General features: G+C 38.8%; 19 protein-coding genes. 10 read left to right on the top strand and 9 right to left on the bottom strand.

The genetic code is table 11. From position 1 onward, the window contains the following. Positions 1 to 15 precede the first annotated feature (15 nt). Positions 16 to 708 (top strand): DedA family protein, encoded by a 693-nt coding sequence (locus tag FK004_RS00650; protein ID WP_108735506.1) that lies wholly within the window; start codon positions 16 to 18, stop codon positions 706 to 708. 384 nt (positions 709 to 1,092) lie between these two features. On the opposite strand, the gene groL is transcribed toward FK004_RS00650, so the two are convergent. The 7 genes from groL to miaB form a co-directional block, all read right to left on the bottom strand. Then, complete coding sequence (gene groL, locus FK004_RS00645) at positions 1,093 to 2,724, bottom strand: chaperonin GroEL (RefSeq protein ID WP_108735505.1); 1,632 nt, start codon at positions 2,722 to 2,724, stop codon at positions 1,093 to 1,095. A gap of 122 nt (positions 2,725 to 2,846) precedes the next feature. After that, positions 2,847 to 3,122 (bottom strand): co-chaperone GroES, encoded by a 276-nt coding sequence (locus tag FK004_RS00640; RefSeq protein WP_108735504.1) that lies wholly within the window; start codon positions 3,120 to 3,122, stop codon positions 2,847 to 2,849. 154 nt (positions 3,123 to 3,276) lie between these two features. Then, entirely contained in the window at positions 3,277 to 3,648 is a 372-nt protein-coding gene (secG, locus tag FK004_RS00635) for a preprotein translocase subunit SecG (RefSeq protein ID WP_108735503.1), read from the bottom strand. Positions 3,649 to 3,651: 3 nt separating this feature from the next. After that, positions 3,652 to 4,587: a tetratricopeptide repeat protein gene (locus FK004_RS00630; RefSeq protein WP_420358881.1), complete on the bottom strand. Its 936-nt coding sequence runs from the start codon at positions 4,585 to 4,587 to the stop codon at positions 3,652 to 3,654. 23 nt (positions 4,588 to 4,610) lie between these two features. Next, a complete protein-coding gene (locus FK004_RS00625; RefSeq protein ID WP_108738699.1) occupies positions 4,611 to 5,114 on the bottom strand; it encodes an LptE family protein in 504 nt (167 codons plus the stop codon). 24 nt (positions 5,115 to 5,138) lie between these two features. Beyond that, on the bottom strand, positions 5,139 to 6,413 hold the full coding sequence (locus FK004_RS00620; RefSeq protein WP_108735502.1) for a sigma-54 interaction domain-containing protein: 1,275 nt from the start codon (positions 6,411 to 6,413) through the stop codon (positions 5,139 to 5,141). Positions 6,414 to 6,460: 47 nt separating this feature from the next. After that, positions 6,461 to 7,906, bottom strand: coding sequence for a tRNA (N6-isopentenyl adenosine(37)-C2)-methylthiotransferase MiaB (miaB, locus tag FK004_RS00615; protein ID WP_108735501.1), 1,446 nt, complete (start codon positions 7,904 to 7,906; stop codon positions 6,461 to 6,463). A 130-nt stretch (positions 7,907 to 8,036) separates the two neighbouring features. On the opposite strand from miaB, the gene FK004_RS00610 reads away from it, so the two are divergent. From FK004_RS00610 to FK004_RS00575, 8 genes are all read left to right on the top strand, one after another. After that, entirely contained in the window at positions 8,037 to 8,828 is a 792-nt protein-coding gene (locus FK004_RS00610; protein ID WP_108735500.1) for a hypothetical protein, read from the top strand. Between the two features lie 331 nt (positions 8,829 to 9,159). Then, positions 9,160 to 11,700: a type I DNA topoisomerase gene (topA, locus tag FK004_RS00605; RefSeq protein WP_108738698.1), complete on the top strand. Its 2,541-nt coding sequence runs from the start codon at positions 9,160 to 9,162 to the stop codon at positions 11,698 to 11,700. Positions 11,701 to 11,703: 3 nt separating this feature from the next. Then, positions 11,704 to 12,855: a formimidoylglutamase gene (locus FK004_RS00600; protein WP_108735499.1), complete on the top strand. Its 1,152-nt coding sequence runs from the start codon at positions 11,704 to 11,706 to the stop codon at positions 12,853 to 12,855. A 149-nt stretch (positions 12,856 to 13,004) separates the two neighbouring features. Further along, positions 13,005 to 14,402 (top strand): T9SS ring complex lipoprotein PorK/GldK, encoded by a 1,398-nt coding sequence (gene porK / locus FK004_RS00595; RefSeq protein ID WP_108735498.1) that lies wholly within the window; start codon positions 13,005 to 13,007, stop codon positions 14,400 to 14,402. A 55-nt stretch (positions 14,403 to 14,457) separates the two neighbouring features. Further along, entirely contained in the window at positions 14,458 to 15,096 is a 639-nt protein-coding gene (porL, locus tag FK004_RS00590; protein WP_108735497.1) for a type IX secretion system motor protein PorL/GldL, read from the top strand. A 48-nt stretch (positions 15,097 to 15,144) separates the two neighbouring features. Further along, positions 15,145 to 16,689: a type IX secretion system motor protein PorM/GldM gene (porM, locus tag FK004_RS00585; protein ID WP_108735496.1), complete on the top strand. Its 1,545-nt coding sequence runs from the start codon at positions 15,145 to 15,147 to the stop codon at positions 16,687 to 16,689. A gap of 53 nt (positions 16,690 to 16,742) precedes the next feature. Then, positions 16,743 to 17,633, top strand: a complete 891-nt coding sequence (gene porN, locus FK004_RS00580; RefSeq protein ID WP_108735495.1) for a type IX secretion system ring subunit PorN/GldN — start codon at positions 16,743 to 16,745, stop codon at positions 17,631 to 17,633. A gap of 67 nt (positions 17,634 to 17,700) precedes the next feature. Continuing rightward, positions 17,701 to 18,741, top strand: a complete 1,041-nt coding sequence (locus FK004_RS00575) for an NAD(P)/FAD-dependent oxidoreductase (protein WP_108735494.1) — start codon at positions 17,701 to 17,703, stop codon at positions 18,739 to 18,741. 3 nt (positions 18,742 to 18,744) lie between these two features. Here FK004_RS00575 and FK004_RS00570 read toward each other — a convergent pair whose 3' ends face one another. Beyond that, positions 18,745 to 19,134, bottom strand: a complete 390-nt coding sequence (locus tag FK004_RS00570; RefSeq protein ID WP_108735493.1) for a DUF983 domain-containing protein — start codon at positions 19,132 to 19,134, stop codon at positions 18,745 to 18,747. A gap of 79 nt (positions 19,135 to 19,213) precedes the next feature. On the opposite strand from FK004_RS00570, the gene FK004_RS00565 reads away from it, so the two are divergent. Beyond that, positions 19,214 to 21,118, top strand: a complete 1,905-nt coding sequence (locus FK004_RS00565) for an ABC-F family ATP-binding cassette domain-containing protein (protein WP_108735492.1) — start codon at positions 19,214 to 19,216, stop codon at positions 21,116 to 21,118. 100 nt (positions 21,119 to 21,218) lie between these two features. Here FK004_RS00565 and FK004_RS00560 read toward each other — a convergent pair whose 3' ends face one another. Beyond that, positions 21,219 to 21,470, bottom strand: a complete 252-nt coding sequence (locus FK004_RS00560; protein ID WP_108735491.1) for a DUF3601 domain-containing protein — start codon at positions 21,468 to 21,470, stop codon at positions 21,219 to 21,221.

Below are 21,470 nucleotides of genomic sequence, written 5' to 3'. Positions count from 1 at the left end.
TATATACTTTTTTTGATGAATAATTTTGAGTGGAAAAGCCTGATTGATCCGGTTTTTTATATTAATCTGGAACTCGGGGGGGTACAGATCGGTTTGTGGGTCGTATTGTTTATAATTTTTGCTGAGACTGGCCTTTTTGCCGGATTCTTTTTGCCTGGAGACAGCTTGCTTTTCCTTGCCGGAATTTACAGTAATGAATTAGTAGAGCAATTCATTATTATCGATGGTGATTTTGTAAATGTATTGATCCTGGTGATTTTAGTCGCTGTGGCCGGAATCCTGGGGAACTTTGCAGGATATTGGTTTGGTGCGAAGAGCGGTGTCTATTTGTATAACAAGCAGGATACTTTTTGGTTCAAGAAAAAATACCTTTTCCAGTCTAAAGATTTCTTCGAAAAATATGGCGGTAAAGCCATTATATTTGCCCGTTTTTTGCCTGTTTTCAGGACGTTTGCTCCTATTATTGCAGGGATTGTGGCTATGGATCAAAAGAAGTTTACCTTTTATAATATCGTAAGTTCATTTGTATGGTCGTTCACGCTGATTATGTCAGGGCATTACCTTCAGAAATTGTTTGAAAAAGAGTTGGGAATTGATTTGAAATCCCACATTGAAATTATTATAATCATCATTGTGCTATTTACCACAGTGCCGGTTTTGTTTAAGTTATTGAAAAAATCACCACCAAAAGAAGATACATCTTTATAGTCTTATTGGATAATCAAATAAAAAGGGGCGCTGAATATTTCAGCGCCCCTTTTGTTTTTTATTCTGTGTCGATTGTTTTGATTTCTGAAATTAAGATGCCTAAGTTTTTAAATATTATATCATAGACCTAATGCAGGGATCGTATTTCAAATTGTAGGCTTGAAATCCTTATTAATTGTATTTAGCGGCATTATTTTAAGCTTATATGAATCAAGCAACGGTTTTATGATGTACATCAACGACGGCCATAAGATCTATCGCAATGCGAATTAAATATTACTGTATTTAAAAGTTACTTTATACTATTTCAGTAAATGATTGTAGACTAAAAAAAAAGGGACGTTTATAAAAAACGCCCCTTTTAGGAATTAAGTGGTATGTGGATTACATCATCCCTGGCATACCGCCGCCCATTGGCATTCCGCCTCCGGCATTTTCTTCTTTAATATCAATTAATGCACATTCAGTAGTAAGGATCATCCCAGCAACTGAGGCAGCATTTTCAAGGGCTACACGGGTTACTTTTTTAGGATCGATAATACCTGCTTTAAGCATATCAACATATTCATCTGTTTTAGCATTGTAACCAAAATCTCCTGTGCCTTCAGCTACTTTAGCTACAACTACCGATCCTTCCAGTCCTGCATTCTCTACAATAGTGCGTAAAGGCGATTCTACTGCACGGGCAACAATCTGAATTCCGGTAGCTTCATCTGCATTGTCTGCTTTGATGTCTTTTAAGGCGTTTTTAGCTCTTAAAAGTGCTACACCACCACCAGCAACGATTCCTTCTTCTACAGCGGCACGGGTTGCATGTAATGCATCGTCTACACGGTCTTTTTTCTCTTTCATCTCTACTTCTGAAGCAGCACCAACATAAAGAACGGCAACACCGCCAGCTAATTTAGCCAAACGTTCCTGCAGTTTTTCGCGGTCGTAATCAGATGTAGTAGATTCCATTTGTGATTTGATCTGGTTAACGCGGTTTTTAATCATTTCCGCATCACCTGCACCACTCACTAAGGTCGTATTGTCTTTATCGATGGTAACTTTTTTAGCAGTTCCCAACATTTCTAAAGTTGTATTTTCAAGCGTGTATCCTCTTTCTTCAGAGATGACAGTACCACCGGTAAGGATAGCGATGTCTTCCAATAATGCTTTTCTGCGGTCTCCAAAACCAGGAGCTTTAACAGCAGCAATTTTTAAGGCACCTCTCAATTTGTTTACTACCAGTGTAGATAAAGCTTCACCATCTACATCTTCTGCAATAATCAATAAAGGTTTTCCAGATTGTGCTACTGGCTCTAATATTGGCAGTAATTCTTTTAGGGAAGATACTTTTTTGTCGTATAATAAAATGTAAGGGCTTTCCAGTTCTGCTTCCATTTTCTCAGAATTGGTTACAAAATAAGGAGATAAATATCCTCTGTCGAATTGCATACCTTCCACTACATCAACGTATGTATCTGTACCTTTAGCCTCTTCAACAGTGATAACACCTTCTTTTCCAACTTTTCCAAAAGCAGTAGCGATTAATTCACCAATAACTTCATCATTGTTAGCAGAAATAGAAGCAACTTGTTTGATTTTGTCAGTGTTGCTGCCTACTTCAGTAGATTGTTTTGCAAGATCAGCAACGATAGCTTCTACAGCTTTGTCGATTCCTCTTTTAAGATCCATTGGGTTAGCGCCAGCGGCAACGTTTTTCAAGCCTTCTTTAACAATTGCCTGAGCCAGTACAGTTGCTGTAGTGGTTCCGTCACCTGCTAAATCATTGGTTTTAGAAGCTACTTCTTTAACCATTTGTGCGCCCATATTTTCAAGGGTGTCTTTTAATTCAATTTCTTTTGCAACAGATACACCATCTTTAGTAACTGTTGGTCCACCAAAAGATTTTCCAATAATTACATTACGTCCTTTTGGTCCTAATGTTACTTTTACTGCATTTGCCAATGCATCTACACCACGTTTTAAACCATCACGTGCTTCAATATCAAATTTTATTTCTTTTGCCATTTTGCTTTTTAATTATTTACCTGTCATGCCTGTAATGTATTTTGAAAAATACGGAAAGGAACATGCAACAGATGGATTTACGATTTAATTAGATCTTATTTTTTGAATCGGGCTTGTATTGCTTAAATGATAGCCAGGATATCGTCTTCTCTCATGATCAGGTAATCTTTACCTTCGTGTTTCAATTCCGTACCAGCATATTTGCCATATAAAACAGTATCGCCAACTTTTACGGTCATGTCATGATCTTTAGTCCCGTTTCCTACTGCAACCACATTGCCTTTTTGTGGTTTTTCTTTAGCGGTATCAGGAATGAAAATCCCGGATGCAGTTTGAGTTTCTGCCGCTACTGGTTCAATAAGAACACGATCTGAAAGAGGTTTGATGTTTAAAGCCATAATCAATTATAAATTTAGGTTGTTGTTTATAAATATAAAATAAAAATTTTCTAATAACAGTCAGAAATTATGCCAATACGAAATGCTGACAATATGGGTAAAAAAAAATGCCAACACGTCAGTGTTGGCATTTGCAGAACGATATGTTTTATTCTTAGTTTGCAGGAGTTTCAGCAGGAGCCGGTGTCGTTGTTGGAGTAGCGGCTGGTGCTGTTGAAGCCGGTGCAGCAGGAATAGTACTTGCTGGAGCGGTTGGGATTGATGTTTCGTCGATGATTTTAGAACCGTTAGCACCGCCATTAGTAAAGCTTAAGCTGGATACTAAAATCAGGACAATTAATAACGTTCCAAGTGCCCATGTACTTTTGTCCAGGAAATCTGTAGTTTTTTGAACGCCACCCATCATTTGGGAACTTCCAAAGCTTGAAGATAAACCTCCTCCTTTAGGATTTTGAACCATAATTACTACGATCAATAGAAAACAAACTATTGTCATCAGGACTAAAAAAATTGTAAATGAAGCCATTGTCTAATTGTTATTTTGTTGTAAAATTTTTATATCTAAAATTCGGTCTGCAAAGAAAGCATTTTTTTCTGGATATTTCAAAATTAAAATCTCATAAGCTTGTATTGCTTTCTGATATTTTTTCTGTTCCAGGTAAACTTTTGCCAAAGTTTCGGTCATAAGATAAGAACTTTCGGAATTAATCCGCTCATTTAATGAAACTGCAGGGGTAGCATTTTTGACCGAAACGATCTTCGGATTGGTTTCGATGAACTTATCAATCAGCTCCTTTTTTTTCTGTCTTTCCGGATCAATTTTAATAACCGGTTCTACTGTTGGAGCCGGATTTTCGGGGGTTGTATGCCGTTCAATCGGTTTTAAGTGGGAAAGTTGCAGCCATTCCTGGAACGAATGTTTTTCATCATTGGAAAAATCCAGGGGTTTACCAATACCTAAGTTGAATTCAGGTGTCGGTTCAGGTGGGATTGCCATCAGATCGACTGTTGGCTGGTCTATATCGCTTTCCAGTACCGGTTCAGCAATAATCTGCTGCTCTGGTATTTTTTCTGCTGGAACGGCATGTAAGGCCGCTTCTTTAATGGATTCCAGGATAGAGGCTTCGATCGGGCTAATTTTTAACTCCAGAGGTTCTTCTTTTATAGCAGGCACTGCCGGAGCTTCTTCTTCAGGAGTTGATAGTTCTGTGTCAGCAGCAGCAAAATATTCGGATGTAATAAAATCGAATAAAACTGTCCGGTCGGTGGAATGGGCTGCAGTGATCTTCAATGCCTGATTGTACTTGAAACTGTCCTGATTATAAAGGCCTTTCAGGTGTAGTGCTCTTGCACTTTGAAAATAGGGAAATTCATTTACGATTGCCTCCAATGAGGGCGTAGTGTCAGTAGTGACGGTGCCTGGGTTTTGAAGGATGGATGTAAAATCGTTTAAATTCAAAATCATTATATTTTATTCAGATAGCGCAATTACCACTTTGCAAGTGATTCGTTGAAAATATCCTGGGTGATACGGGCAAAAATTTCATCCAGTGCATTGGATAAGGTCGAGCCTGTCAATTGTTGGCTTCCGGGATAATCGAAGTAAAATGAAAATGGTTTTTCAAAATCATCATCGGGTTTATTGCGATTAGTGAAACGGACATTCACACGGATGGTCAGCCGGTTTTCGGAAGCAGTCTGATCCGCACTTGCGGTCATAGGAGAGATGCGGTATTCTACAATTTCACCTTCATATAAAAGATCGCCGCCTGAATTAGTAAGGTTCAGATTCGTCTGGTTTTGTATGATGTCCTGCAATTTTAAGGTAAAAGTTCGCTCAATTCCCGGCTCTACTAATTCGGCATTGTTTTGGAAATAGTTCACCTGGAATGATTTGGCGTCAATTTTTCCGGTTCCGGTAAAGTTGTAGACAGAACATCCGTTCAGTGTGAACAGGACTACTGCCGCTAAAAGGTAGTGTATGTTTTTCATCATATTCAAAAAGCCAAAGATAGGTTATAAGTCAAATTGTTTAATTTTTCGGTATAAGGTTCTTTCTGAGATCCCCAGTTCGTCTGCAGCAGCTTTGCGTTTGCCTTTGTTTCTTTCGAGCGCTTTTTTAATGAGTTCAATCTCTTTTTCTTCCAAACGCAGCGTTTCTTCCTCCTCTACAGTTTCGGCAAAAAGATACTCATCATCGGTCTCGTTATAATTTTCCGGATGCGAAGGATGTTGGTTTTGATTTTGGATTACTGCCATGCGTGGTGAATCTTCAAAATCAATCTGGTTATCGTTGCCGGAGTTACTGCCGTAGATTTTATTGATCAGGTTTTTATTCGTTTCCTGTACCTTATTATTGTTGCCGTTTTGCATGAGCTCCAATGTTAGCTTTTTGAGGTCATTCAAATCGTTTTTCATATCGAAAAGCACTTTGTACAATATCTCCCGTTCATTGCTGAAGTCATTTTCGCTTTTTTTGGTTTTGACGACTGCCGGCAAGTTAGTCCCTTCGGACGGAAGGTAGGACTGAAGCACGGCCAGGGTGATGACCCGATTGGTTTCGAGCACCGAAATTTGTTCTGCCGCATTTCGGAGTTGCCGGATGTTACCACTCCAGCGGTATTTGGTAAGGTAATCGACTGCATTGTCCTCGAGGCGGATTACTGGCATTTTATATTTGTGGGCAAAATCAGAAGCAAATTTGCGAAACAATAAGTGGATATCATCTTTGCGTTCCCGTAAAGGTGGCAGGCTGATTTCTACTGTGCTGAGTCGATAATAGAGATCTTCCCTGAATTTTCCTTTTTCAATGGCATCAAACATATTGACATTGGTGGCTGCAACGATCCTCACGTTTGTTTTTTGTACCTGTGAAGAACCGACTTTTATAAATTCGCCATTTTCCAAAACCCGAAGTAACCGCACTTGTGTGGTAAGAGGTAATTCACCGACTTCATCTAAAAATATCGTACCGCCATCAGCTACTTCAAAGTAACCTTCGCGTGTATTTGTAGCTCCGGTAAAGGCGCCTTTTTCATGGCCAAAGAGCTCACTGTCAATTGTACCTTCCGGAATAGCACCGCAATTGACTGCGATGTATTTGCCATGTTTGCGATGGGAAAGTGAATGCACAATTTTTGGAATGCTTTCCTTTCCTACACCACTTTCACCGGTCACTAAAACCGAAATATCGGTAGGAGCCACCTGTATCGCTTTTTCAACGGCGCGGTTTAGTTTAGGGTCATTTCCAATAATTTCAAAACGTTGTTTCGTGGCTTGAATACTTTCCATTTATATTATTTTAATTTTCAAAAAAAGCTATAGTATACTTTTGAAATTTAATTCATTTCGGAATATCCGATGGCTTCACCAATAAGTGTACCTGAAGTACAGCTATTGATTTTTGCCAGTACAAAATCACCAATTTTATAGTCTTCCCTTGGAAATACTACGGTGATGCTTTGTGAGTTCCTGCCGGAAAATTGCTCCTGTGACTTTTTGGAAGTTCTTTCTACCAATACTTCTACCGTTTGCCCGATAAAATCAGAACTACGGCTCCAGCTGTGTTGCTGTTGCAGGTCTACAATCTCCTGTAGGCGCCTCATTTTTGTTGCTTCAGGGACGTCATCTTCCGTTTTTCTGCCGGCTAATGTGCCCGGACGTTCGGAATAGGCATACATGTAGCCAAAATTATACTGTACATAAGACATAAGGCTTAAAGTATCCTGGTGATCACTTTCTGTTTCGGTAGGGAAACCTGCAATCATATCCTGGGAAATGCTGCAGTTTGGGATGATGGCGCGAATTTTATCAATAAGTGCAAAATATTCCTCACGACTGTGAAGGCGATTCATCTCGGTCAGAATACGGTCACTACCTGATTGTACCGGAAGGTGAATGTGCTTGCAGATATTTGGATGTTTGGCAATGCTGTACAATACACTTTCGTGCATGTCCTGAGGGTTCGAAGTCGAAAAACGAATTCTCATTTTTGGAAAAGCCACTGCGGCCATTTCCAACAACTGATCGAATTTCACGGCAGTAGCTTTTTGCATGTCTGAAGCTTTGTCGAAATCTTTTTTGAGGCCGCCACCATACCATAGGTAGCTGTCGACATTCTGCCCTAAAAGGGTAACCTCTTTAAAGCCTTTGCTCCATAAGTCGGTGATTTCTTCCATGATACTTTGTGGTTCCCGGCTGCGCTCGCGTCCACGGGTAAAAGGGACTACACAAAAAGTACACATGTTATCACAGCCCCTCGTAATCGAAACATAAGCAGAAACACCGTTGGATTGTAATCGAACGGGTGAAATATCGCCATAGGTTTCGTCTTTAGATAAAATAACATTGATCGCGTCACGGCCTTCTTCCACTTCTTTGAGGAGATTCGGTAAGTCTTTATAGGCATCAGGGCCTACTACAAGATCCACGATTTTTTCCTCTTCCAGGAACTGGCTTTTCAGCCTTTCAGCCATACAGCCTAAAACGCCCACTTTCATTTTGGGATTGATGCGTTTGACCGCATTATATTTCTCCAGCCTTTTACGGACGGTAAGTTCCGCTTTATCCCGGATCGAACAGGTGTTTACCAGGACCAAATCGGCCTCTTCTAAAATCTGTGTAGTATTATAGCCTTCATTAGCCATGATTGAAGCTACGACTTCGCTGTCAGCAAAGTTCATGGCGCAACCATAACTTTCGATGAATAATTTTCGGGTATTTCCTTTGACTTGTTCTAAAACAAGACTTTGACCTTGTTTGTCTTCTTCAATAATCTTTTCCATAGTGCCGTACGAGCTCGGTTTTATTCAAAAAAGCAAAGATACAATTATTATGAGTAGTGACATATTGTCAGCAGTAAAATGTGAATATATTTTATTATCATTGTATCCAAATCTACTCAAACCACTACGTATGAACTATAATTACATCACGAAAAAAATTCAATCTAATCAGGATCTTGATTTCGGGGATATTTTAAATAAATCATTTGAATTATTTAAAAAAGTCTGGCTTCAGGGGTTTTTAATGGTTTTGGTTAATTTGCTTATTATTGGGGCACTTGTGGGAGTGCTTATTATTCCTATGGTGGTTTCCGGTGTCTATGCCGGCATTTATTCCCCGGAAACATTCTATGGAGGGGCAAGTGGGTTGATTTTTTTAGGTGCTTTTCTCTTATTTTTCCTCTTGTTTGGATTTATAATGATGCTGAATGTTAGTATGCAGGCCGGATTCCTAAATACCTGCAGGATGGCTGATTTGGGTAAAGATGTAGGATTTGAAGGGTATTTTAAACTAATCTCCGGCGCCTATTTTTTTAAAACACTTCGACTTTCAGCAGCTTTTATAGGTATTTTTATGTTGGGCTACATAGTATGTTTTCTGCCTGTTTTTTACCTGATTGTCCCGCTGTCGTATTTTGTTGTGATTTATGCTTTTAATCCTGAGATGTCGGTATCCAATATTATTAATACATCTTTTAAAATAGGAAATAACAAATGGCTGTTCACGATTGGGATGGCTATAGTTGCAGGGGCTATTTCACAGGTAGGTGTCCTATTGTGTGGTATTGGGTTCCTTTTTACGGCCTCTTTTGCACGCATCCCGATGTACTTTATTTATAAGCAGGTCATTGGTTTTGATGAGCATGATGAAATTGATACTATAGGGACGACAGGGGATGACGATTACGTATATTTGAAATAATCCGCAGGCATCTTTGTGAATCCAATTACCGTGATTGTTATTTGTCAGGAATAAAATGATCTTTTTGGAAAGTAAAGATTTTGATACTATATAATGTAGCATAATAAAACCCGAACTAGAGCATACTTGCATTAGTTCGGGTTTATTATAATAAGATAAAGTGCCGGTAAAGGGTGAAATGTGAAATACGAAGTATTCGCTGCAATGTGATAATGAATGGTTTTAAAAGGGCGTTTTTTTGCTTGAATTTGAAATGGATTTTTTTAAAATTCAATCAAAAACTCAAAATTTAAAAAATTCATATACTTTTGCAATTACAAAAAATAAGCTGATGGCAAAGAATTTAGTGATAGTCGAGTCGCCTGCAAAGGCAAAAACAATAGAAAAATTTTTAGGGAAAGATTTTCAGGTAGAATCAAGTTTTGGGCATATAGCCGATCTGCCTTCCAAGGAAATAGGGGTAGATGTAGCGAATAATTTTAAACCCAAATACGAGGTTTCCCCGGATAAAAAAGCCTTAGTCAAAAAGCTTAGGGATTTATCGAAAAATGCAGAAACGGTATGGTTAGCGAGTGATGAGGACCGGGAAGGGGAAGCTATTTCCTGGCATTTGGCAGAAGAACTTAAGTTGGATGAAAGCAAAACAAAAAGAATTGTTTTTCACGAAATCACGAAATCAGCTATTCTTAAAGCAATTGAAAATCCGAGAAAAATAAATTATAACCTGGTCAATGCCCAACAGGCACGAAGGGTTCTGGATCGACTGGTGGGATATGAGTTATCACCGGTACTCTGGAAAAAGGTTAAAGGAGGCTTGTCCGCAGGCCGCGTTCAGTCGGTTTCTGTTCGCCTCATTGTAGAGCGGGAACGTGAAATTCAAAATTTCAAAGCTGAAGGTTCTTACAGCGTTGTTGCTGAATTTTCCAATGAAGATGGAAAAACCTTTAAAGCAAAATTACCTAAAAATTTTGCCACCAAAAAGGAAGCGGAAGACTTCCTGAATAAGAATATCAATTCTACCTATAAAGTTTCGGATTTAGAAACTAAACCTACCAAGAAAACACCTGCAGCACCTTTTACGACATCTACCTTACAACAGGAAGCTGCTCGTAAACTTTATTTTCCAGTAGGTGTAACGATGATGCTGGCACAGCGACTGTATGAAGCCGGGCTTATAACGTATATGAGAACGGATAGTGTGAATCTTTCGAATGATGCTTTGGAGGCTGCAAAAGATGAAATTATAAAATCATATGGTAAAGAGTTCAGTAAAATCCGAACCTTTACCAATAAGAGCAAAGGTGCACAGGAAGCGCACGAGGCCATTCGTCCTACCGACATGTCGCGGCATTCTGTGAATATCGACAGGGATCAGGCACGTTTGTATGATTTGATATGGAAAAGAACCCTGGCGTCCCAAATGAGTGATGCAGCGTTGGAAAGAACAACAGTTAAGATTGAAGCTTCAAACCATAAAGATATCTTTTCTGCTACTGGCGAAGTATTGCTGTTTGAAGGTTTCCTAAAAGTGTACCTCGAAGGACATGATGATGAAGATGAAGAACAGGAAGGGATGTTACCGGCAATGAAGGTAAATGAACGCCTGTTGAATAATTATATTACGGCAACAGAACGATTTTCAAGGCCGTCGGCGCGCTATACCGAAGCATCACTGGTGAAAAAACTGGAAGAACTGGGTATTGGCCGTCCTTCTACGTATGCACCAACCATTTCTACTATTATTAATAGAAACTACGTAGAAAAAGGGAATTTTGAAGGGCAGGAGCGAAATTATACTCAATTGCTGTTGAAAGCCGGAAAAACGGATGAAAAACTATTAAAAGAAAATGTAGGTTCGGACAAAGGTAAACTGGTTCCAACCGATATCGGGACCATTGTAAATGACTTCTTAGTGAATCATTTCAATACGATCCTGGATTATAATTTTACGGCCAAAGTGGAGCAGGATTTTGATGAAATCGCTTCAGGTAATGAAGACTGGACAAAAATGATGCATGACTTCTACAACAAATTCCACCCAACAGTGGTAGAGGTAGAAGCTAATGCAGAGAGAGAATCCGGAGAACGCATATTGGGTAAAGACCCTAAAACAGGCAAGCAGGTTAGTGTACGTCTGGGTAAATTTGGACCGATGGCACAGATTGGAGAGGCAGATGATGAAGAAAAGCAGTTTGCCAGCCTGATGTCTGATCAGAATATTGGGACAATTACACTGGAGGAGACGCTTAATTTGTTTTTGCTGCCACGCGCTTTGGGAGAATATGAAGGCGAAGATGTAGAAGTGAATAATGGCCGTTTTGGCCCTTACATACGCCACGGCAAAACGTTTATATCACTGCCTAAAGGCGAAGATCCGTTGGATGTGACTTTTGTACGGGCACAGGAACTGATACAGGAAAAAGCAGCAGCAGATGCGCCAATTGCCACTTATAAAAATGAGCCTGTTCAGAAAGGGGTAGGTCGTTTTGGACCTTTCCTGAAGTGGAACGGTGTTTTTATCAATGTTAGCAAAAAATACAATTTTGATAACCTTTCCCAATCGGATATTGTTGAATTGATTGAGGATAAAATTAAAAAAGACATTGATAAAGTATTGCACAACTGGGAAGAGGAAGGTATAAAAGTAGAAAAGGCCCGTTGGGGGCGTTCTGTGGTGACGAAAGGCAAGATTAAGATTGAGCTGGGTAAGGATGTTGATGCTGCGGCGTTGACGTTGGAGCAGGTGAAAGAAATGATTGCACAAAAAACACCTGCAAAGGCAGCTAAAAAACCGGCTGCGAAGAAAGCTCCGGTAAAAAAAGCAGCAGCCAAGACAACAACTGCAACAAAAACAACTGCAAAAAAGAAATAATACATGGAATTTGATTTTCTACAGCCTTTAGACGGAGAATTGCTTCAGTTTGTTGAAGCTTTATCTCCGCAACAGCTGGGTAGTAAAATAGCGCTACATGCCCACAAAGATTTTCCGGATTTGTCCCGGGTGAAAATTGTGCTTTTAGGGGTTTTGGAAAATAGGGGAAATGGGCCGGAGGCTGGAAAAGTCGATGTGTCTCATTTCCGTAAAGAGTTTTATAGCCTTTTTCCAGGAAACTGGCATATTGAAATTGCAGATTTAGGAAATATTGTCCAGGGTGATACGATCAGTGATACGTATTATGCTTTGGAAAAAATCACAGCAACACTCATTAAGCGCAAAATCATCCCTATTGTGATCGGTGGTTCACAAGACCTGACTTACGCGCTGTACAGGGCTTATGATAACCTGGAGCAGATGGTGAACCTGGTGGCGATTGACAGCCGTTTTGATTTTGGGAAAGAAGTGCAGGAATTGACGGCCAATTCCTATCTCACAAAAATGATTATCGAAGAGCCTAATAACCTGTTTAATTACAGTAATGTTGGTTATCAAACTTATTTTAACGCACAGGAAGAGATCGATTTAATCGAAAAATTATTTTTTGATGCCTATCGATTGGGTGAAATATCCAGTAATTCCTCGATTGCCGAACCGGTTTTCCGGGACGCCGATATGGTCAGCTTAGATTTAACATCGGTAAAATCTTGTGATTCCGGTAATTTTGCTACTTTTGCTCCTAATGGATTTAATGGTAAAGAGATATGTTCGCTGTCCAGATATGCAGGAATAAGCGACAAAGTTTCTATTTTTGGCATTTTTAATCATAATAATACCGCGAATGAAGCAATGCTGATTGCGGAGATTGTATGGTATTTTATTGAAGGTTTTCATTACCGGTCTAACGAATATCCTTTCGGAAGCCGCGAGAACTATATTAAATACATTGTCCCTATTGATGATGAAGAATTGGTATTTTACAAAAGTGATGTCTCAGATCGCTGGTGGATCGAAATACCATTTGTTTCAAATGTTAATAATAAATTAAAAAGAAATACGTTATTACCGTGTACGTACGAGGACTATTTAGGGGCCTGTGATCAGGAAATCCCTGAGCGTTGGTGGAAAACGCAACGGAAAAACATAATTTAGTGAAAACGTTTTCTTAAAAAAACTTTAAAATAAGATTAACTTTTGTTGAAAAAAAATTAAGGTTTTTTTAATAAAAAAAATTGTTTTTGTAAAAATAAATAAATAGGTTTACGTCCTTAAAATATAAATACATAATAACCCAAATTTATATGAAGAAGTTCATTGCATTTGCAGCATTTCTCTCGCTTTTGATCAGTTGTGGCTCTAACGACAAGGGAGAGCTTGTAGGGGTCAAAGGAAAAAAATGGCATCCAGAAAAGCCATATGGTATGACTTTAGTTCCAGGAGGTTCATTTATTATGGGTAAATCAGACGATGATTTAGCTAATATTGATGATGCTCCGGCCAAGACGGTTACCGTTCGCTCCTTCTATATGGATGAAACTGAGATCACGAATAGTGAGTACAGAGAGTTCGTAGAATGGACGAAAGACTCGATTATCAGAATGCGTCTGGCAATCTTGGCGGATGAATTAGGTCAGAAGCCAGGTGGCGGAGGCGGTAAAAAAGGTGGCGCTACGATAGGCGATTATGCTTTTGCTGATGCTGATCCTGAAAAAATGTCTGCTTACGATAAATATATGTATGAAAATTACTATAGCGTTGGAACAGATGAAGATCCGTATGCCGGTAGAAAACTAAACCGCAAAATTGGATTGATCAAAGATCCACAGAAATATCCGGATGAATATTATGTTGAAGTAATGGATTCTATGTATTTACCCGCTGCGGAATCGTACAATGGACTGAGAACGGTTGATGTTTCCAAATTGAAATTCCGCTATACCTGGATGGATATCCAGTCTGCAGCGAAAGATAAAAATACCGGAACAAACCGATCAAAAAGAAGTAAGTACATCAAAACAGAACAAGTAGAGATTTATCCTGACACAACTACATGGATTAAAGATTTCGCTTATTCTTATAATGAGCCAATGCATAATGATTATTTCTGGCACCAGGCTTACGGGGATTATCCTGTAGTTGGAGTTTCATGGAAACAGGCGAAAGCTTTCTGTGCCTGGAGAACATTAAAAAAGAATGCTTACCTGAAAAGTAAAAAAGGAAGAGACCAGATCAACTCTTTCCGATTGCCAACCGAAGCAGAATGGGAATATGCTGCGAGAGGCGGTCTTCAGTCAGCATCGTACCCATGGGGAGGCCCTTATGCTAAAAACGATAGAGGATGTTTTCTTGCTAACTTCAAGCCAAACAGGGGAGATTATGCAGCAGATGGAGCGCTTTACACTGTTGAGGCTAAGTCTTACGATCCAAACGGATACAACCTGTATAACATGTCAGGTAACGTAGCAGAATGGACGGATTCGTCTTATGATGCAGCAGCGTATGAGTACGTATCAACAATGAACCCGAATGTACCGGATGCATCCAACAAACGTAAAGTTGTTAGAGGTGGATCTTGGAAAGATGTATCGTATTATTTGAAAGTGGGAACCAGAGATTTCGAATATGCAGATACAGCAAGAAGCTATATTGGCTTCAGAACGGTTCAGGATTATATGGGAACTCAGAATACCGGAAACTAAACTAAAAATTAACCAATTTTATTTTATATTAACTTAACAAACAAAACTATTTATTATGGCAATTTTAAGCAAAAAAGCAACAAATGTTCTTTACGGACTGGGAGCATCGGTAGTAATCATCGGAGCATTATTCAAATTAATGCACTGGCCTTTTGCAAGTGAAATGTTGATCGTGGGTCTTGGAACTGAGGCTTTAATTTTCTTCATCTCTGCTTTCGAACCTGTTGATGAAGAATTGGACTGGTCATTGGTGTATCCTGAATTGGCTGGTGGTGATGCAAAAAAGAAAGACGCTAAAAAACTTGTTGAAGCTACTGAAACACAAGGGTTATTGTCTCAGAAATTAGACAACTTATTAAAAGAAGCTAAGATTGACGGAGCATTAATGTCAAGCTTAGGGAATAGTATTAAAAATTTCGAATCTGCTGCAAAAGGAATTGCTCCTACAGTTGATTCAATTGCTTCTACTAAAAAATACAGCGAAGAATTATCTTTAGCAGCTGCTCAAATGGAATCTTTGAACGGACTTTACAAAGTACAATTGGAAAGCGCTAACAGAAATGCTGAAGCTAACAAAGAAATCGCTGACAACGCAGTTAAATTGAAACAAGAAATGCAGTCTATGACTTCGAACATTGCTTCATTAAATAACGTTTATGGCGGAATGCTTTCTGCAATGAGCAACAAAGGCTAATTAGTCAAAACTAATATTAAATTAATTTATTAAAACTAATTAGAAAAAATGGCAGGAGCAAAATTAAGCCCTAGGATGAAGATGATCAGCCTTATGTACTTGGTGTTCATCGCAATGTTAGCTTTAAATATGTCCAAAGAAGTATTATCGGCTTTTGGATTAATGAATGAAAAATTCGAATCTTCTAATAATGATGCCTTAGCGAGTAACACTAGCTTATACGATGCTTTATCGGCCAAAGCCAGTGAAACCCCTACTTTTGCTGAAGCAAAAAAACGTGCTGACCAGGTAAAAGCAATATCAAATAGTTTTTATGCTTACTTAGGTAAACTGAAAACTGAGATTACTGCAGGCATTGAAAGAGAAAATGGTAAACTTCCTTACGAAACTATGGATAAGGGAGACAAAATCGACGAAGGTTGGTTTTCTAGCGACGGGTATTCTAAAAAAGGTACTGAAATCGTTAGTACTATTGACAAATACAGAAATGATATGATCGCTGTTGTTGGAAATGACCCTAAATACAAAGGAATTGTTTCTGAACTTAACAGTAAATTCAGTACAGCTGATATTAAAGATAGAGAAGGTGTTACAAAAAAATACCTTGATTACAATTACAAAGGATTTCCATCCATTGCTTCTTTAACTAAATTGTCTGCAATGCAGAATGATGTTGAAGTAATCGAAGCATCTCTTTATAATAACTTCTTAGGGAAAGCTGCAGTTGCTGCTACATCTATGAATAACTATAAAGCAATCGTAATTACAGATAAATCAGCATTCTTTTCTGGAGAAGCTGTAACAGGTATGGTAGTTTTGGGTCGTTATGACGCAAATACTGTTCCTACAAAAGTAGTTGTGAATGGTGCAAACCAGCCAGTTGAAAACGGGCAGGTGAAATTCAAATTCGGTGCTGGAAATGTAGGAGAGCACAAAATCAATGGTAGCTTCACTTTCATGGAAGATGGAAAAGCAATTGATATCCCGGTTGAAGGTAACTATGTAGTAGTGCCAAAACCAAACTCTGCTACAATCTCTGCTGATAAAATGAACGTGGTATATCGTGGTGTAACAAACCCAATGACAATATCATTTGCAGGAATCTCTGCAGATAAAGTTTCTGCTTCCGGAGCTGGTTTATCACCTGCTGGAAAACCAGGCGCTTACACAATGAAGCCAGGTGCTGGTAGTGAAGTAGTAATTAATGTTACTGGTAAATTAGCAGATGGAACCTCAGTTTCTGATAAAAAATCATTCAGAATCAAAGGTATTCCTGGCCCTGTTGGAACAATCAGAGGTGAAGTTGGAAATGTAAAAGGTGCTAAGTCTAACTTAGAGATCGCTACAATTGGTGCAAAATTGGAAGATTTTGACTTTGAAGTAGGTCTGAATGTAGTTGGATTCAATATCAAAGCTCCTGGACAACCTACAATTGTTGTTTCTGGTAATAAATTGGACGCAAGAGCGAAAGCTTCTATTTCTAAAGCTGGTAGAGGTGATTTAATTGTGGTTTCTGAAATTAAAACGAAATTAGAAGGCGCTGGTTCTTACATGTTGCCAAGAACTGCACCGGTCTTTTTCGAAATACAATAATAAGTTTAAGCCTGGCGTTATACCATTACTCTTAAACAAAAAGAACTAAAAATATGAATTGGAGAAAATTTTCATTAGTTGTCATTCTGTTAACAGGAAGCGTAACTTCTTTTGCGCAATCAAATTTGCTGAATGCAAAAACACCGGCTGAAATAGGGGTAAAAACTGCCGCTCAGTTAGAGGCAGATAATGATAAACCACTACCTTACGGATATGTTCATGACAGGGATATCATGATGGGTAAAAAAGTATGGGAAATTATAGATCTTGATGAAAGAGTTAACTTTCCTTTATTGTACCCTATTGATACATCTGATATTGGTCCGGACAGACGATCATTATATGATGTGCTGACAAAAGCTATTAAAGCGGGTCAGATTACTGAAATCTATACTGATAGTTATTTCACGACTAAAAAGACAATGAAAGACATCGCTGCATCATTAACACGTATTGATACAACAGATGCGGGTAGAGAGCAATACAATGCGGGTCAGAAAATTTCTGAAGAATACATCAACAGACAGGATATTACTTCCCAGGATGTTTCGGATTATAAAATTTTAGGCTATTGGTATTTTGACAAACGCCAGGGAGAATTAAAATACCGTTTATTAGGTATTTGCCCTGTGGTTCCGGATGTCTATACCCTGAATAATGATGAGAAAGAATACGTTGAGCTTTTCTGGGTTTATTTCCTGGAAGCACGAGATGTGTTGCATAAAGCAACTGCTTTCAACGACGGAAACTCAGCAATGCCGATCAGTTTTGACCACTTATTAAACGCAAGAAGATTTAATGCAACGATCTACAAAACGGATAACGTTTACGGAGATCGATCGATTAAAGATTACATGAAAGAAAATGCCCAGTTGCAATTACTGGAATCTGAAAGAATAAAAGAAGCAATTCGCGACTTCGAACAGGATATGTGGAATTATTAATGCAGAATTTCTCCAATTCATTAAAAACTCTTATCATTTATGGTAAGAGTTTTTTTATTTTTGTGCCATGATAGATTATATAATTGTAGGTTCCGGCCTTGCCGGAATTTCGTTTGCAGAGACTGCTTTGCAGCAAGGCATGAAAGTGCTTGTTTTTGATAATGACTCACAAACCTCTACCCGAATTGCTGGTGGAATATATAATCCCGTCATTTTAAAGCGTTTTAGCGGACTCGCACAAGCGCAGGGTCAGATAGCGCTGCTCAAGGAGTTTTATGCCCGTTTAGAAGAGAAGCTGGGGCTTAAACTGGATTACAAGATGCCAGTGCTTCGAAAGTTTGCTTCCATCGAAGAGCAAAACAACTGGTTTGTTGCCGCCGATAAAATTACATTAGCACCATTTCTATCTACAAAATTTGTGACTTTCAAATACCATGGAATCGATTCGCCATATGATTATGGTAAGGTATTGCAAACAGGGTATGTCGATACTTCGGTTTTATTCGAGGGCTATCAGCATTATTTGGAAAAACAAGGCTGGCTTGTTCGGGACACATTTGATTATAGCGACATTGAACTTACCGATGAGGGGGTAACCTATAAAGATATAAAAGCGAGAAAAATTGTTTTTGCAGAAGGTTTTGGTTTGCATAGCAATCCTTTTTTTAATGACCTGCCACTTGATGGGACTAAAGGGGAATTGCTAATTATTAAAGCACCCGAACTGAAACTCGATGCTATTGTAAATGCCAGTATTTTTATATTGCCATTGGGGAACGATCATTATAAAGTTGGGGCGACTTATGAATGGTATGATAAAACCAATACCGTTACGGAAAAAGGCAAAGTGGAGTTGCTGGAGAAAATTCAGGAAACACTGACCTGTGATTTTGAAATAATAGCGCATCTTGCCGGCATACGTCCTACTGTAAAAGACAGGAAAGCGATGCTGGGAACCCATCCCGACTATTCAAATCTGCATATCCTAAACGGACTGGGTACGAGAGGGGTAATGCTGGGGCCGTATATGGCACGGATTTTATGGGAGCATATTGAAAAAGGTGTACCTTTGGAGCGGGAAATAGATATCCGCCGGTATTATAAGTAATATTTATGAGACGTGTTTCTTCCAGTCTTTATCATAATGGATGAATATATTGATCCAGATATTTCTGGAAATTCTCATGATTACGGGCATGAATACAATAAGAGTAGCTACGATAGCAATAAATGCCGTTTTAAGACTCGTTTGCAGGAATACAAAACTAATGACGAAAGCGGCAACACCAAATGCAATACCAAGACCGTAACTCACATACATAGCACCAAAAAAGAAAGAAGGTTCAATTTTATATTTTGTACCACAATGGCTGCAACGTTCGTGCATTTCGGATATTTTTGAAAGTTTGTAAGGATTTTTTTCTACAAACATGCTTTCTTCTTGGCATTTAGGACAAGTTCCTGTTAAAATACTATATAGTTTGGATCCTTTTTTTAACATTTGCAAAAAATTTGATTGAGTACAAATTTAACAATACTTAATCGGATTCACTTACAATAAATACACAAAATAAAACAGAATGCTTAATATACACAATTTATCAGTTTCTTTTGGAGGAACATATCTTTTTGAAGAAGTAACTTTCCGTTTAGGAGCTGGTGACCGGGTAGGCTTGGTTGGGAAAAATGGGGCTGGAAAGTCCACAATGTTGAAGATGCTTGCACGTGATTTTGCTCCGGATTCCGGAACAATTGCAACTGAAAAAGAAGTGCAAATTGGTTTCCTGCGACAGGATATTGATTTTGAGCGTGGCCGGACTGTGCTTGAAGAAGCGTATGAAGCCTTTGCTGAAATTAAGACTGTAGAGAAAAAACTGGAAGAGGTGAACCACCAATTGGTGACACGAACCGATTATGAAAGTGAAGAATATAGCAAAATTATAGAAGACCTGAGTGATTTTACACACCGTTTTGATTTGCTGGGTGGTTATAATTATGTAGGTGACACCGAAAAAATACTTTTGGGTCTTGGATTCAAACGGGAAGATTTCGACAAACAGACAGAAACATTTTCCGGAGGATGGAGAATGCGTATTGAGTTGGCGAAACTGCTGTTGCAGGCCAATGATATCCTGCTTTTGGATGAGCCGACCAATCACCTCGATATAGAATCGATTATATGGCTTGAGCAATTCCTTCGAAATTATCCCGGAGTTGTAGTGATTGTATCCCACGATAAAATGTTCCTGGATAATGTAACCAACCGTACCATTGAAATCTCTTTGGGTAAGGCGTATGATTTTAATAAGCCGTATTCCCAATACCTGGAACTGCGTCATGAAATCCGTGAAAAGCAGTTGGCAACACAAAAAAACCAGGCCAAAAAGATTGAAGAGACTGAAAAGCTAATTGAGAAATTCCGTGCTAAAGCTTCCAAAGCTTCCATGGCGCAATCGTTGATCAAGAAGCTGGACAAAGTAGAGCGTATTGAAGTTGATGAAGATGATAACTCGGTTATGAATATTTCTTTTCCGGTATCTGTTGTACCTGGAAGAGTTGTAGTAGAAGCCGAAGAAGTGACCAAGAAATACGGAGATAAAACCATCCTGAAAGATATTTCGATGTTAGTCGAGCGCGGAAGCAAAATTGCATTTGTAGGCCAGAATGGACAAGGAAAATCCACTTTTATTAAAGCGATTGTCAACGAATTTGAATATGAAGGAAATATCAAATTAGGTCATAATGTACAATTGGGGTATTTTGCCCAAAATCAGGCGGAGTACCTGGATGGAGAGATCACATTGCTACAGACTATGGAAGAAGCTGCAACAGATACCAACCGTTCTAAGGTTCGGGATATGTTAGGATCTTTCCTGTTTCGTGGAGATGATGTGGAGAAAAAGGTAAAAGTACTCTCAGGAGGTGAGCGTAACCGTTTAGCACTTTGTAAGCTATTATTGCAACCGATTAATGTGTTGGTGATGGATGAGCCGACCAATCACCTGGACATCAAGTCTAAGAATGTACTCAAAGCCGCACTTCAGAAATATGAAGGTACTTTATTACTGGTATCACATGACAGGGACTTCTTACAGGGCATGTCAAATATTGTGTATGAGTTCAAAGACCAAAAGATAAAAGAATATTTGGGCGATATCAATTACTTCTTAGAGCAACGTAATATGGAAAATATGCGTGAAGTGGAGAAGAAAGATGTTGCGAAAGCGGCTGCACCTAAGGAAAACAAATCGGTTTCCTATGAAGACCAAAAGAAAAATAAAGCGCTTCACAATAAGATCAGTAAAATAGAAAGCCAGATCAAACAGTTGGAAAATGATATCCAGAAAGATGATAAGGCATTAGCTTCGAACTATGACAAACATATTGAAGATGCTAATTTCTTTAAAGCGTACAATAAAAAGAAAGCGGACCTGGAAAAATTATTGGAAGACTGGGAACAGACCCAGATCGATCTTGAAAATTAATTCTGTACGATAACAGCACAGTAGTAATCCCTTATCGGTTTTACATAAAAAGCATCCTCTCCGGGATGCTTTTTTTAGTGCTATTCTTTTCGGAAATGTATTACAGGGTTTCAACATAGTCCATGAAATTTGCCAGTAGGGCTTCCTGCTCTTCCGGTACCTGTTGGAAGCGGTACTGTTTCCTTTCGCCATTTTCCATCACAAAGAGGCTTAGTCCGGAATGATAGGGAAGGAAAGTAGTCTCGATAAAAACCCATTCTTTTCCGGGGTTGTGGAGGATGTTATCATAATCCCGGAATTCTTGTTTGACGCGATAGGTCTTTCCTTTTTCAAGTTGGTGAATACTATTCAT

Source organism: Flavobacterium kingsejongi (assembly GCF_003076475.1).
In the GTDB taxonomy this organism is placed as follows: Bacteria; Bacteroidota; Bacteroidia; order Flavobacteriales; family Flavobacteriaceae; genus Flavobacterium; species Flavobacterium kingsejongi.
The sequence above is the reverse complement of the archived record's forward strand: the minus strand, read 5'-3'. Positions and strand labels throughout refer to the sequence as shown.